At 68.4% G+C, this 12716-nt stretch carries 16 protein-coding genes; 2 read left to right on the top strand and 14 right to left on the bottom strand.

Features of this window, described 5'->3' with window-relative positions:
- Nucleotides 1–79: 79 nt before the first annotated feature.
- Both EOW66_RS14335 and EOW66_RS14330 read right to left on the bottom strand, forming a co-directional pair.
- A complete protein-coding gene (locus tag EOW66_RS14335) occupies nt 80–1000 on the bottom strand; it encodes a DMT family transporter (RefSeq protein WP_239017596.1) in 921 nt (306 codons plus the stop codon).
- A gap of 50 nt (nt 1001–1050) precedes the next feature.
- Entirely contained in the window at nt 1051–1668 is a 618-nt protein-coding gene (locus tag EOW66_RS14330) for a LysE/ArgO family amino acid transporter (protein ID WP_128156992.1), read from the bottom strand.
- Nucleotides 1669–1747: 79 nt separating this feature from the next.
- On the opposite strand from EOW66_RS14330, the gene EOW66_RS14325 reads away from it, so the two are divergent.
- Entirely contained in the window at nt 1748–2608 is an 861-nt protein-coding gene (locus tag EOW66_RS14325) for a LysR family transcriptional regulator ArgP (protein WP_128156991.1), read from the top strand.
- Here the strand turns inward: EOW66_RS14325 and EOW66_RS14320 are convergent, their stop codons facing one another.
- The 7 genes from EOW66_RS14320 to mgtE form a co-directional block, all read right to left on the bottom strand.
- Nucleotides 2609–2788, bottom strand: coding sequence for a hypothetical protein (locus EOW66_RS14320; RefSeq protein WP_128156990.1), 180 nt, complete (start codon nt 2786–2788; stop codon nt 2609–2611). It lies immediately after the preceding gene.
- A gap of 128 nt (nt 2789–2916) precedes the next feature.
- Nucleotides 2917–3657, bottom strand: coding sequence for a YebC/PmpR family DNA-binding transcriptional regulator (locus tag EOW66_RS14315; RefSeq protein WP_113899014.1), 741 nt, complete (start codon nt 3655–3657; stop codon nt 2917–2919).
- Nucleotides 3658–3754: 97 nt separating this feature from the next.
- On the bottom strand, nt 3755–4138 hold the full coding sequence (locus tag EOW66_RS14310) for a hypothetical protein (RefSeq protein ID WP_113899013.1): 384 nt from the start codon (nt 4136–4138) through the stop codon (nt 3755–3757).
- 4 nt (nt 4139–4142) lie between these two features.
- Nucleotides 4143–5927 (bottom strand): SLC13 family permease, encoded by a 1785-nt coding sequence (locus EOW66_RS14305; protein WP_206363713.1) that lies wholly within the window; start codon nt 5925–5927, stop codon nt 4143–4145.
- A 134-nt stretch (nt 5928–6061) separates the two neighbouring features.
- Complete coding sequence (locus tag EOW66_RS14300; RefSeq protein ID WP_128156989.1) at nt 6062–6877, bottom strand: TIGR00282 family metallophosphoesterase; 816 nt, start codon at nt 6875–6877, stop codon at nt 6062–6064.
- 154 nt (nt 6878–7031) lie between these two features.
- Nucleotides 7032–7592 carry a 5-formyltetrahydrofolate cyclo-ligase gene (locus EOW66_RS14295; RefSeq protein WP_128156988.1) on the bottom strand — a complete coding sequence of 187 codons (561 nt, stop codon included), beginning with the start codon at nt 7590–7592 and terminating at the stop codon, nt 7032–7034.
- A complete protein-coding gene (gene mgtE / locus EOW66_RS14290; RefSeq protein WP_113899011.1) occupies nt 7589–8974 on the bottom strand; it encodes a magnesium transporter in 1386 nt (461 codons plus the stop codon). Before mgtE ends, EOW66_RS14295 begins: the two co-directional genes overlap by 4 nt.
- 145 nt (nt 8975–9119) lie before the next feature.
- Here mgtE and guaD point away from each other — a divergent pair, with 145 nt between their 5' ends.
- The gene (gene guaD, locus EOW66_RS14285) at nt 9120–10400 is read left to right on the top strand and encodes a guanine deaminase (protein ID WP_128156987.1); all 1281 of its coding nucleotides are present in this window, start codon (nt 9120–9122) and stop codon (nt 10398–10400) included.
- 230 nt (nt 10401–10630) lie between these two features.
- Here the strand turns inward: guaD and EOW66_RS20420 are convergent, their stop codons facing one another.
- The 5 genes from EOW66_RS20420 to EOW66_RS14265 form a co-directional block, all read right to left on the bottom strand.
- Complete coding sequence (locus EOW66_RS20420; protein WP_164881136.1) at nt 10631–10792, bottom strand: hypothetical protein; 162 nt, start codon at nt 10790–10792, stop codon at nt 10631–10633.
- Between the two features lie 67 nt (nt 10793–10859).
- Complete coding sequence (locus tag EOW66_RS14280; RefSeq protein WP_113899009.1) at nt 10860–11078, bottom strand: hypothetical protein; 219 nt, start codon at nt 11076–11078, stop codon at nt 10860–10862.
- 58 nt (nt 11079–11136) lie between these two features.
- Nucleotides 11137–11343 (bottom strand): cold-shock protein, encoded by a 207-nt coding sequence (locus EOW66_RS14275; RefSeq protein ID WP_113899008.1) that lies wholly within the window; start codon nt 11341–11343, stop codon nt 11137–11139.
- Between the two features lie 228 nt (nt 11344–11571).
- The gene (locus EOW66_RS14270; RefSeq protein WP_380710351.1) at nt 11572–12378 is read right to left on the bottom strand and encodes a transglutaminase-like domain-containing protein; all 807 of its coding nucleotides are present in this window, start codon (nt 12376–12378) and stop codon (nt 11572–11574) included.
- Nucleotides 12379–12453: 75 nt separating this feature from the next.
- Nucleotides 12454–12642, bottom strand: coding sequence for a hypothetical protein (locus tag EOW66_RS14265; RefSeq protein WP_128156986.1), 189 nt, complete (start codon nt 12640–12642; stop codon nt 12454–12456).
- Nucleotides 12643–12716 lie beyond the last annotated feature (74 nt).

The raw sequence follows: 12716 nt of genomic DNA, 5'->3' as shown, positions 1-12716 counted from the left end.
GGGCTTTCTCGTTCGGACCGGGCTTTTTCTTGGCCCAAATACTCACGCGACAGCCGGGACACGCGCCGGTGCCGGGCGTTCAGACCTTGGTCTCGGGCACTGTTGGCGTGGCGCGCCGCTTCAGCTGTGCCTCGCGCCAGGTCATGTAGCTGATCGCGCCGATGATCAGCGCGCCGCCGAAAATGACCCAGGGGTCGATGCGCTCGCCAAAGAAGAGCGCCCCCGCCAGCGCCGCCCAGACCAGCTGCAGGAAGGCCACCGGCTGGGTGACGGCGACCGGGGCGGCGGCAAAGGCGCGGGTCATGCAGTAATGGCCGAGCGTCGCGAAAGCGGCGGTGGCACCAAGCCAGGCGACCTCGGCCAGTGTCATCGGCCTCCACACCGCAAGCGCGAAAGGCGCGAGGTAAAGCGTGACCATCACCGTCATCATCGCCACCACGACGCTCGCCGGGGCGAGTGTGGTGAGCCGCTTCATCAGCAGATAGGCGATGCCGAAGAAGAAGGCCGCGCACAGCTGCGCGAGATGGCCCGGCGCCACCTCGCGGATGCCGGGGCGCAGGATGATCAGCGCACCGAGGATCGCCACCGCCACGGCAAGTCCGCGCCGCCAGGCAAAGCCCTCGCCCAGCAGCAGCGCGCCGCCGATCGTCACCACGATCGGGTTGAGATAGCCGATCGCCGTGACATCGGCGAGCGGGATCCGCGCCATCGCATAGAACCACAGCAGCACCGCCGTCGCCTGCAGGAAGCCGCGCAGCCCGAACAGCGCCCAGACCCGCGCCGGAAAGCGGCTGCGGGCGATCTGCACGATCGCCGGGGCGACGAAGACCCAGCCCCAGAGGAAGCGGATGAACGAGCTTTGCGCCGCAGGCACCGACGAGCCGAGGAGATGCACGATCACATTCACCCCGGTGAAGCTGAGCGTGGTGGCGAGCATCCACAGCACGCCCTGTACCGGGCGATCCAGTCCTTCGACGGTCGGGGCGGATGTCGTGCGCATGCCTTGTTCTGCGGCCTGCGACAGACGGCCGCAAGGCCGCGATTGTATGCTTACAGGGCACCGAGGGCGAGCCGCACCGCGACCGAGGCGAGGATCAGCGCGACGCCCGCATCGAGAAACCGCCAGGCCGCGGGCCGGGCGAAAAGCGGTGCGAGCAGCCGCGCGCCATAGGCCAGCGCAAAGAAGAACAGGACCGAGGCCGTGGCCGCCCCGGCACCGAAGGCCAGCCCCTCACCTGGGAACTGCGCCGAAACCGCGCCCAGAAGCACCACGGTATCGAGCCAGACATGCGGGTTCGCCCAGGTCAGCGCGGCCACGGTCGCCAGCACCGCGGCCAGCGATGGCGCCGCCCCCTGCCCCACATCAAGCGCCGCGCCACCGACCCAGGCGGCGCGCGCGGCGCGGATCGCATACCAGCTCAGGAAGGCGACGCCGCCCCAGCGCAGCGCCTCGGCAAGCCCGGGCAGCCGCGCCGTCACCGTGGCAAAACCCGCGACGCCCAGCGCGATCAGCACCGCGTCCGAGAGCGCACAGAACAGCGCCACGGCAAACACATGCTCGCGCCGCAGCCCCTGGCGCAGCACGAAGGCATTCTGCGCACCGATCGCGACGATCAGGCCAAGGCCAAGGCGAAAGCCCGCCAGCGCGGCAAGGAATGAATGGGTCATGGCCACCTCCGGCGAAATCCCTCGCACGGGGCGCGGTTCAGCGCTACTGAATTGGACTAATCCAGATGAAGGATGTCTAATGTTCGACTATGCCGCGCTCGAGGCGCTTTCGGCGGTGCTGGCCACCGGTTCCTTCGAGGCGGCGGCGGCGCGGCTGCATGTCACCCCCTCGGCAGTGTCGCAGCGCATCCGCGCGCTCGAGGACCGGGTGGGCGCGGTGCTCGTCGTGCGCGGCGCGCCCTGCACCGGCACCGAGGCCGGGCTGCGCCTCGCCCGTCACGCCGAAGTGGTGGCGCTGCTTGAGGCCGAGCTTGCGCCGCCCGAGGCGGCGCCGGTGCTGCGCATCGCGGTCAATGCCGACAGTCTTGCCACCTGGGTGCTGCCGGCGCTGGCCGCGGTGCCCGACCGGCTGTTCGATCTGGTGATCGACGATCAGGACCATTCCGCCGATTGGCTGCGCCGCGGCGAGGTGGTGGCGGCCGTGACCTCCTCGGCGCGGGCGGTGCCGGGCTGCGACGTGCGCCCGCTCGGCGCGCTGCACTATCTTGCGACCGCCTCGCCCGCCTTCATCGCACGGCATCTCCCGGAGGGGCTCAGCGCGGCGGCGCTTTCCCGCGCCCCGGCGCTGGTCTTCAACGAGAAGGACGGGTTGCAGGCGGCCTGGCTGCGGCAGGTGACGGGGCAGAGCCCGCCGCTGCGCGCCCATCGCATCGCCTCCACCACCGCCTTCGTCGAGGCGGCAGAGCTCGGCCTTGGCTGGGGGATGAACCCCGAGGTGCTGGTGCGCGGCGCAATCGCGGCCGGCCGGCTCGTGCCCCTGCACCCCGAGCCGCTGGCCGTGGCGCTGTACTGGCAGAGTGCGCGGCGTCTGGCGGCCCCGCTCGCCCCGCTCACCCGCGCGATGCGGGCGGCGGCGGCACGGGTGCTGCGGCCGGCCTGATCACTCCTTGGCGGCATCGTCCTTGCGGGCGGCCGCCGCGGCCTTCATCCGCGCCAGCAGCTCGGCCTTGGCGTTGCCCCCGGTGCCGAAGGGGTTCTTGTCCGAGCCCTTGGCATTGTGTTCGGCATGGCGCGGCGTGTTCTTGCCAACCTTCGCCCCGCCCGATTTCGAATAGTCCATCTGTGCCTCCCGGCGCTGATCCTGGGATTCGAGTCCCGGCACCAGGAAAAGGCAATGGCTTTTCCCTGGCAAAAATACTCACGGCCCGACGTTTCCGCCGGGCCGGTCGTTCGTCATTCGCAGCGCGCTCAGAGCTGCGCCGCCACGTCCTCGGGGACGTCGAAATTATGCGTCACCGTCTGCACGTCGTCATCTTCCTCGAGCGTGTCGATCAGCTTCATCAGCTTCTGCGCGGTCTCAAGGTCGACCTCGGTCGTCACCTGCGGCTTCCAGATCAGCTTCGCCTCGGCCGATTCGCCGAGGGTCTTCTCCAGCGCCTCGGAGACGTCCGACAGGCTTTCGACGGCGCAATAGATGTAATGGCCGTCCTCGTCGCTTTCAACGTCATCGGCCCCCGCTTCGAGCGCCGCCATCATCACCGTGTCGACATCGCCCGCCGAGACCGGATAGGTGATCTCGCCCAGACGGTCGAAACCGTGGCTGACCGAGCCGGTCTGGCCGAGGTTGCCGCCCGCCTTGGTGAAATAGCTGCGCACGTTCGAGGCAGTGCGGTTCAGGTTGTCGGTCATGCACTCGACGATGATCGCGATGCCGTTCGGGCCATAGCCCTCGTAACGGATCTCGGTATAGTCGGCCGCATCGCCCATCTGCGACTTCTTGATCGCGCGGTCGATCACGTCCTTCGGCATCGAGACGGCCTTCGCCGCCTTCACCGCCAGACGCAGGCGCGGGTTCTTGTCCGGGTCCGGGTCGCCCATCTTTGCGGCGACGGTGATCTCCTTCGCCAGCTTCGAGAACATCTTCGAGCGGATCGCATCCTGCTTGCCCTTGCGGTGCTGGATGTTCGCCCATTTCGAATGGCCTGCCATGACCTTCTCCGTGGAAATTCCGTGAAATCGTGGCCTCTATAAGCCAGCGAGGGGCCGGGCTGCAAGCACCCGGCGCCCCGGCGCGGGCCGGCAGGGCTCAGAAATAGTGGATTGCGCTCGTGGGCGTGCTGCGATGCGTCCCCTCACCGGGCTGCGGCGTCTGCCAGACCCAGTGCCGCCCGTCGGCCGGACGATCGAGGGTGATCGTCGCATAGGGCTCGAAGAGCGGCGCGAGCGGCGTGTTCGCGGCGAGCGAAGGGTGATGCACGACGACGGCGTAGTCCATCGCCTGCGGACAGTCGGCGAAGCGGCCCGAAGCGGCCTGCCGGATGTCGGCGCGGCACACCGAGCCGTCGAAGAAATGCACGGCGAGCGTGTCCGAGAGCAGCGTCACCCGCGACGGGTTGGCGGGCGGCAGGGTGCCCGCGGCACAGGCGGCAAGCAGCACGGCGGGAAGGAAGGCGAAAAGCGGGCGGCGCATGGTGTTACCCCTGTAGCGGCCAGAAGAGAGGGATGATGAAGGTGGCGGTCAGCGCCAGGATCAGGTTCAGCGGCGCCCCGACCTTGAGATAGTCGGAGAACCGATAGCCGCCCGGACCATAGACGAGGGTGTTCGTCTGATAGCCGATCGGCGTGGCGAAAGAGGCCGAGGCCGAGAACATCACCGCGACGACGAGCGGGCGCGGATCGAGCCCGAGCGTGTGGCCGAGCTGGATCGCGATCGGGGTCAGGATCACCGCCACCGCGTTGTTCGAGACGACCTCGGTCAGGAAGGAGCCGAGCGCATAGACCGCGAGCAGCGTCAGATGCGGCGGCAGCCCCTGCAGCCAGGGCGCGACGGCATTCACCATCAGCTCGACCGCGCCAGAGTGATCGAGCGCGACGCCGACCACCAGCATGGCGAAGATCAGCGCCAGCAGCCGCCCCTCGACGAAGGAGAAAGCCTCGTCCGGGTCGACGGCGCGGGCAAGCAGGATCACCGCGACGGCGAGCGTCGAGAGCATCAGGATGGGCGCCACGTCGAAGGCCGACAGCGCCACCACCGCGACCATCGCGCCGACGGCGATCCAGGCGCGGTTGCGCCGGAACGCCCGCACCGTGGGTTTCGAGACATCGACGAGGTCCATCTCGGCGGCAAGCCGCGCGATGTCCTCGGGCGCGCCCTCGAGCAGCAGCGTGTCGCCCACGACGACGACGAGGTCGTCGAGCTGGCGGCCGATGTTCTGGTTGCGGCGGTGCGCGGCCAGCACATAGACGCCGTAGCGGCGGCGCAGGCGCAGCTCGCCAAGCGAGCGGCCGATCATCCGGCAGCCGGGCGAGATCAGCACTTCGACGGTCTCGGTCTGCACCGAGGAGAGCTTGTCGACCATGCGCAGGTCGGCGTTCTGCTGCAGGCTCATCAGCTCCGCCATCTCGGTGCGCAAGACGACCCGGTCGCCCGCGGCAAGCACGGCGTTCTGCAGGTCGCGGCGCAGCGAGGCGTCGCCACGCAGCACGTCGATCACCCGCACCCCCTCGCGCTTGAACAGGTCGACCTCGAGCACCGGATGACCGATCAGCGACGAGCCCTCGGGCAGCGCCACCTCGGTGAAGAACTTGAGCTTGCGCCGGTCGCCGAGCAGCGCCCCCATCGAGGTGCGCTCGGGCAGCACGTGCCGGCCGATGAAGCCCATGTAAAGCCCGCCGATCAGCACCTGGACAAGGCCGAAGCCCGAGATCTCGAACATGGTGAAGGGGACCATGCCCTTGGCGCGGGCGACGCCGTCGACCAAGAGGTTGGTCGAGGTCCCGATCAGCGTGATCGTGCCGCCGAGGATCGCCGCGTAGGAAAGCGGGATCAGCAGCTTCGACGGCGACACGCCGAGCCGGCGCGCGAGCGTCATCATCACCGGGATCATCAGCACCACGACCGGCGTGTTGTTGAGAAAGGCCGAAGCGGCGGCGATCGCGGCGAAGATCGCGATGACGGCAAAGAAGGGGCGGTCGTCGATGTGGCGTTCGGCCTGGCGCGTCAGCCAGTCGAGCGCGCCGGTGCGCACCAGCCCGCCCATCAGCAGGAACATCATCACGATGGTCCAGGGCGCCGAGTTCGACAGCACCCCGGTCGCGTCCTTGTAGGGCACGATGCCGAGCAACAGCACAAGCGCCGCGCCGCCGATGGCGATCACCTCGGTGGCAAAGACCTCGCGCATGAAAAGCAGGAACATCCCGAAGACGATCACAAGCGTGACATAGGCCTGCGCGGTCTGACTGAGCCCGAGATCGATCACTGAATACCTCTTGGCCGCCCCTGTTATGCCGGCGATACTACAAGTGCCCCGGCGCCCTGCAAGCGCTCAAATCGCGGGCGGGCGCGAATTGTCCGGGCCCAGAGGGGCGGCGTCACGCTTGCCGACAGCCCGGTTCAGAGCGGTGTCGAGGGCGGCAACCGCCCCCCTACCCGCACCGGCAGCACGCGCGTGGCCTTGCCCGAACGATCGTCGGTCTCGACATAAAGCCCGCTCAGCGTCGCCTCGCCCGCAGCCGGGGTGAAGCGGTCACGCGCCATGCCGGTGATGAAGCGGCGCATCGGCTCGGCCTTGTCCATGCCGATCACGCTGTCATAGTCGCCGCACATGCCGGCGTCGGTCAGATAGGCGGTGCCGCCGGTCAGGATCATCGCATCGGCCGTCGGCACATGGGTATGGGTGCCGACGACAACCGAGGCACGACCGTCGCACCAATGCCCCATCGCCATCTTCTCCGACGTCGCCTCGCAATGCACATCGACGAGGATCGCCTGCGCCAGCCCGCCCAGCGGATGGGTGCGCAGCGCCGCCTCGATCGCCGAGAACGGATCGTCGAAGGGACGCTTCATGAACACCTGGCCGAGCACCTGGGTGACCAGCACCTTGCGCCCGCGCCGGTCCTCGAACAGCCGCGCGCCCTTGCCCGGCGCGTCCTTGGCGTAATTGAGCGGCCGGATCACCCGCGGCTCGGTCTCGATGAAGCGCAACATGTCCTTCTGGTCGAAGGCGTGATCGCCGAGCGTCACCACATCGGCGCCCGCGGCCAGCAGCAGCTTGGCGTGCTCGCCCGTCAGCCCCATGCCCGAAGAGGCGTTCTCGCCGTTCACCACGACGAAATCGAGCCCCCAATCGGCGCGCAGCTTCGGAAGCCGCTCCGCCACCGCGGCGCGTCCCGCGCGCCCCATCACATCGCCAAGAAACAGGATCTTCATGCCGAAGCCATAGGCGGAAGCGCCGAAAAGGGCAAATCCTTTCCCGATCCCGCGCTTCATCTTGCCCGAAATACCTTCGGGGGTCCGGGGGCAGACAGCCCCCGGCGGCGGCCCGCGCGCTCTGCCCGCAACGCCTTGCCGCAGGAGCCGCGGATCAGGCCGGATCGGGCATGATCGTCTCGGTCTCGGTGACGATCAGATCGAGGGCCGCGTCGGTGGGCTCGGTCGGCACCTCCTCGACCTCCTGCGCGGCAAAGGCGAAGCCGATCGCGGTGACCGGCCCCGCGGCGCGCAGCCGCGCAAGCGTGCGGTCGTAGAAGCCGCCACCATAGCCAAGCCGGAAGCCGCGCCGGTCGAAGGCCAGAAGCGGCACGATCAGCACCCGGGGGGTGACCTCCTCGGCCACCGCGGGCACATGGGCGCCGAAGGCCCCCTCGACCATCGCGCAGCCGGGGGTCCAGCGGTGAAAGTGCAGGGGCAGCCCCGCGCCCTCGATCACCGGCACCGCGACCGGGCCGAAATGCGCAGCCATCGCCGGGCGCGGGTCGATCTCGGTGCGGATCGGCATATAGCCCGCAAGGGGGGCGCCGGCGAAGGGCTCGAGCGCCTCGGACAGCCGCGCACAGGCATTGCCCGGACCGTGCGCAAAGGCCTCGCGCCGCGCGGCAAAAGCGGCCTTGCGGGCAAAGGCCTTGAGCTCGGCGAGCTCCGTCACAGCAGCACCGCCGTGGCCAGACCGAGGAAGGAGAAGAAGCCGAAGACATCGGTCATCGTGGTCACGAAGGTGCCCGAGGCCAGCGCCGGGTCGGCGCCGAGCCGTTCGAGCGCCACCGGCACCACGATCCCCGCAAGCGCCGCAATGAACAGGTTGATGATCATCGCCGCCCCGATCACCAGCCCAAGCGCCGGCGTGCCGAACCAGATCCAGGCGACGACGCCGAGGCACAGCGCGAAGGTGCCGCCGTTGATCAGCCCGACCAGCACCTCGCGGCGGATCACCCGCCAGACGTTGCTGTCGGTCAGGTTCTTGGTGGCAAGCGCCCGCACCGCGACGGTCAGCGTCTGCGTGCCGGCGTTGCCGCCCATTGAGGCGACGATCGGCATCAGCACGGCAAGCGCCACGAGATGGCCGATCGAGGCCTGAAAGAGGTTGATGATCGAGGCCGCCAGCAACGCCGTGCACAGGTTGATCGCGAGCCAGGGCAGACGCTGACGCGCGGTCTCGATCACGGTATCGGCGATCGAGCTCTCGTCGCCGACACCGGCGAGGCGCAGGATGTCCTCCTCGTGCTCCTCGTCGAGAACGGACATCGCGTCGTCGATGGTGATCACGCCGACAAGCCGGTCGTGGTCGTCGACGACCGGGGCCGAGATCAGGTGATACTGGTTGAAGGCATAGGCAACGTCGCCCTCCTCCTGCCAGGCCGAGATCGTGCGGAAGCTGTCCTCGGTGATCTCGCGCAGCCCCATGTTGCGCTTCGAGGCAAGGAGCTTGCCGAGCGTCACATAGCCCGTGGGGTGGTGCCCCGGATCGACAAGGATGACGTGATAGAACTGATCGGGCAGCTCATCCTCGCGGCGCAGGAAGTCGATGGTCTCGCCCACCGTCCAGTGCTCGGGGGCGGTGACCACCTCGCGCTGCATCAGCCGGCCGGCCGAATATTCGGGATAGGTCAGCGACTGCTCGACCGCGGCGCGGTCGGGCTCGTCGAGCACCTTCAGGATCGCTTCCTGCTGCGGCTCCTCGAGATCCTCGATCAGGTCGACGACGTCGTCCGAATCGAGTTCGCGCACCGCCTCGGCCAGCACCTCGCGCGGCAGCGCCGCGATGACCTCCTCGCGGATCGACTCGTCCAGCTCGGTCAGCACCTCGCCGTCGATCTCGCGGCCCCAGAGCCGGACGATCTGGCGCCGCTCGTTGCCGCCGACCTGTTCCAGAAGGTCGGCGATGTCGGCGGCGTGCAGCGGTTCGAGCAGCTCAGTCAGGCGACCGGCGTCGCCCGCATCGGCCGCGGCAAGGATGCGGTCGACGAGTTCGCCGTCGAGGCCGTAATCCTCTTCCTCGCGCTCGATGTCCTCTGCCCGTTCTTCCGCCATGAAACCCCCGTTCCGATCTGCCCGCACCTTAGCCCGGGGCCGCGGCAGGCGCGAGGGGGCGACAGTGAAAAAGACCGGTGCCCGCCCCCGGTTGCCCCCGGACCGGCGCCGCCCTAGCATGGGGTGAAAACAGGGGGCATGCACGATGGAACTGCTGATCGGACAGGTGATCCGCTTCGAGGGCGACCCGATGGCCGAGGGGCCCGCCGCGGCGCGCCATCTCGCCCGCGGCGCGGTGGCACTCGAGGGCGGCAAGGTCGCCGCCGTGGGCGAGGCCGAGGCGCTGCGCGCCGCCTACCCCGGCGCGAAGGTCACCGACCTTGGCCGGCAGCTGATCTCGGCGGGGTTCATCGATGCCCATGTGCATTACCCGCAGACGCAGATGATCGCGAGCTGGGGCAAGCGGCTGATCGACTGGCTCAACAGCTACACCTTCCCGACCGAGACCGGCTTTGCCGATCCGCGCCATGCGGCGGATGTGGCGGCGCTCTATTTCGATCTGGCGCTGAGCCATGGCACCACCTCGATGTGCAGCTATTGCACGATCCATCCGGCGAGCGTCGACGCCTATTTCGAGGAGGCCCGCGCGCGCGGCATGCGTGTGCTCGGCGGGCGCACCTGCATGGACCGGAACGCCCCCGACGGGCTGCGCGACACCGCACAGACGGCCTATGACGAAAGCGCGGCGCTGCTCGCGCGCTGGCACGGGCGCGACCGACTCGGCTATGTCATCACGCCGCGCTTCTCGCCGACCTCGACGCCCGAACAGCTGCGCGCGCTCGGCGCGCTCTGGGCCGAGCATCCAGATTGCCTGATGCAGACCCATCTGAGCGAGCAGCTCGACGAGATCGTCTGGGTGAAAAGCCTCTTTCCCGAAGCGCGCGATTACCTCGACACCTACGAGGCCTTCGGCCTTCTGGGCGAGAACGGGGTCTATGGCCACGCGATCCACCTTGAGCCGCGGGAGATCGTGCGGCTCAAGGAGGTCGGCGCGGCGCTGGCCCATTGCCCGACCTCGAACACCTTCATCGGCTCGGGGCTTTTCGACATGGCCGGGATGACGGCCGCCGGGCTGCGGGTGGGGCTGGCCACCGACACCGGCGGCGGCTCGAGTTTCTCGATGCTGCGCACCATGGCCGCGGCCTATGAGGTGGCGCAGCTGCGTCACCACCCGCTGCACCCGGCGCAGCTGTGGTGGCTGGCGACGCAGGGCTCGGCCCGGGCGCTGAAGATCGACGGGGTTGTCGGCAACATCGCGCCGGGGATGGAGGCCGACCTGATCGCCGTCGACCTTGGCTCGACACCGCTCATCGCACAACGCGCGGTGCGGGCGGAGAACTTCTGGGAAGAGCTGTTCCCGACGATCATGATGGGCGACGACCGCGCCATCGCCGGGGTCTGGATCGGCGGCAAACGGCAGCGCTGAGGCAGCGCTTCGGCCGCGCCGGCGTGCCGCAGCGGGCCCGGCGCGCGCCCGTGGCGAAACAGGGGGGGGCGAAACAGGGGGCCGGGACAAAAGCGAAACGGCAGGGATTTCCCCCTGCCGCTCCACCTCCTGGTGAGAAATCCAGCGAATATGATCGGCTCGACGTGGAGCCCTATCGCACTCAGCTGCCTCACCAGGAATGCCACCCGCCACGCGGGCGGTGAATGCCGTTATTCCTGGATCCCATGCGCCAGCGCAGGCCGGCAGTCCGGGGATCTTTCGGTGGCGAGGCTCAGGAAGAACTCATGCCAGCCAAGGCTGGGGCGGTCTTCCATGTGGGACATCTTTCTTGCCCCGTGGGTCTTGCCCGAAGGCTTCTTTTCGGCAGCCATGTTCGGCCCTCCGTAACATCCCAAAGAGAACCTCCGGGAATCTCAGTCTGACGGGCGCCTGCGCCGGTCAGACGCGCGGCTTTGCCGTGCCGGAGACCGGACCGGCTTCGGTGCCGCGGCCGTCCCGCGCGATGCGCGCGGCGCGCAAGCTCGCCGTCAGATCCGCGCGCTTCTCGGCCTCGGTCTCGCGGATCAGCCGAACCGCGGCGTCGGTCCGCTCCTGGGCCGTGGTCGGCGCCTGAGCAATCTCGCGAAAGAAACCGGTCGTCTTGTTCTTGCGGGGCATGAAGCCTCCCTGATCGCGCGATCCGGCCCTTTCGGGGCCGGATCCGGGACCGATCCGCTCAGGCGAGGGCCAGATCGCGGGCAGCCTCGCGGCCGTCGCGGCCGGTTTCGATTTCGTAGGTGACGGCCTGCCCGTCGTTGAGCTGCGCGATACCCGCACGCTCAAGGGCCGAGATATGGACAAAGATGTCCCGTCCGCCATTCTTCGGCTCGATAAAGCCGAAACCCTTGGTGGCGTTGAACCATTTCACGGTGCCATTGGCCATCGTGAGATCTCCTGTAATGTATACTGTCCGCAGAATACGACAGCCCGGCTCAGTCAATTCTAAAAGGCAGACTGAAGCCGACAAAGGAGACAGGGTGCAGATGGGAACAACGTAGCCAGGAACACATACAGGAACCGGCGGCCTTTGGCAAAGGAAAACGCGTCCCGTCCGTTTTTCCTGCCGCGGCGGCGGAAAGCCGGGACGGAACGCGCGCCGGTTGCCTGCGGCTCAGCCGATCTGATCGGTCCAGACCTCGAAGCCGGTCAGGACGTTCATTCCGAAGGAATGGATCAGCGGCACATCGGCGGCATCGCGCCCCCGCGCCACCAGCACGCGGCCGATCCGGGGCGTGTTGTTGCGCGGATCGAACACCCACCAGCGGCCGTCGAGCCAGACCTCTGTCCAGGCGGCGAAATCGCCCGGCGCATAAGGCGGCGGCATGCCGATGTCGCCCAGATATCCGGTGCAGTAGCGCGCCGGGATGTTCATGCAGCGGCAGAAGGCGATCGCCAGATGTGCATAATCGCGGCACACGCCCTGCGCCTCGGCATAGGCCTGCGCAGCGCTGCGTGTCGATCGTGCGGCGAGATAGTCGAAGCGGATATGGTTATGCACGAAATCGCAGATCGCCTGCACCCGCGCGTGCCCGGGCGGGGTATGCTCGAACAGCCGCCAGGCGGTGTCCGAGAGCACGTCCGTCTCGCAATAGCGGCTGCCCAGCAGGAAGGCGAGCGTCTCGTCGGGCAGGGTCTCGACCGGGCTCTGACCGCCGTCGGGCGGGCGCGCATCCGGCAGGCCGCTGTCGCCGATCACCCCCTCGGTGCCGATGCTGAACTCTCCCTGCGGCGCGACGAGCCGCGTGCACCAGTTGCCGAACCCGTCGCGATAGGCGCTCAGCGGCACCGGCGGCCAGGTTTTCACATGGTCGGGATATTCGAGATCGCCCACGCGCGAGAAATGCACGTTCAGCAGGGCAATCATCGGGGTCGGCTGCGGCAGGCGCAGGTTGAACCGGCAGCCGAGCTTGATGCGGATGTTATTTGGCGACATCGCGCACCTCGCGGATCATGGAAACGGACGGGCGGCGGTCCTGGCCGATGGCCGCCGGCCTCATTGCTTCTTGCGATCGAAGCGCGACCAGGCCTTGCGCAGTTCGGCGCCCTCGGGCGCATAGGAGGGGTCGAAGATCGACTTGCGCGGCTCGCGGGCCGGCGCTTCGGGCAGCTGCGATGCCGCAGTCGAGGGGCGCGCAGCCGCCTCGGGCTTGCGGCTGTCGGTTTCGGTTTCGGGAGATTTCATCTTTCGGCGTCCTTTTCTGGCAACACGTCCACATAGGGTCTGATGCCGCGTCGCGCGGGCGGAAATCGCCGTCA

It is taken from the genome of Paenirhodobacter huangdaonensis, assembly GCF_004022465.1.
GTDB lineage: Bacteria > Pseudomonadota > Alphaproteobacteria > Rhodobacterales > Rhodobacteraceae > Rhodobacter > Rhodobacter huangdaonensis.
Note: the sequence above shows the minus strand (reverse complement) of the source record. Positions and strands in the feature narration are given on the sequence as shown.

Coding starts and splice junctions, on each gene's coding strand:
- EOW66_RS14335 (WP_239017596.1), bottom strand. CDS start 1,000: ATGCGCACGACATCCGCCCCGACCGTCGAAGGACTGGATCGCCCGGTA.
- EOW66_RS14330 (WP_128156992.1), bottom strand. CDS start 1,668: ATGACCCATTCATTCCTTGCCGCGCTGGCGGGCTTTCGCCTTGGCCTT.
- EOW66_RS14325 (WP_128156991.1), top strand. CDS start 1,748: ATGTTCGACTATGCCGCGCTCGAGGCGCTTTCGGCGGTGCTGGCCACC.
- EOW66_RS14320 (WP_128156990.1), bottom strand. CDS start 2,788: ATGGACTATTCGAAATCGGGCGGGGCGAAGGTTGGCAAGAACACGCCG.
- EOW66_RS14315 (WP_113899014.1), bottom strand. CDS start 3,657: ATGGCAGGCCATTCGAAATGGGCGAACATCCAGCACCGCAAGGGCAAG.
- EOW66_RS14310 (WP_113899013.1), bottom strand. CDS start 4,138: ATGCGCCGCCCGCTTTTCGCCTTCCTTCCCGCCGTGCTGCTTGCCGCC.
- EOW66_RS14300 (WP_128156989.1), bottom strand. CDS start 6,877: ATGAAGATCCTGTTTCTTGGCGATGTGATGGGGCGCGCGGGACGCGCC.
- mgtE (WP_113899011.1), bottom strand. CDS start 8,974: ATGGCGGAAGAACGGGCAGAGGACATCGAGCGCGAGGAAGAGGATTAC.
- guaD (WP_128156987.1), top strand. CDS start 9,120: ATGGAACTGCTGATCGGACAGGTGATCCGCTTCGAGGGCGACCCGATG.
- EOW66_RS20420 (WP_164881136.1), bottom strand. CDS start 10,792: ATGGCTGCCGAAAAGAAGCCTTCGGGCAAGACCCACGGGGCAAGAAAG.
- EOW66_RS14280 (WP_113899009.1), bottom strand. CDS start 11,078: ATGCCCCGCAAGAACAAGACGACCGGTTTCTTTCGCGAGATTGCTCAG.
- EOW66_RS14275 (WP_113899008.1), bottom strand. CDS start 11,343: ATGGCCAATGGCACCGTGAAATGGTTCAACGCCACCAAGGGTTTCGGC.
- EOW66_RS14265 (WP_128156986.1), bottom strand. CDS start 12,642: ATGAAATCTCCCGAAACCGAAACCGACAGCCGCAAGCCCGAGGCGGCT.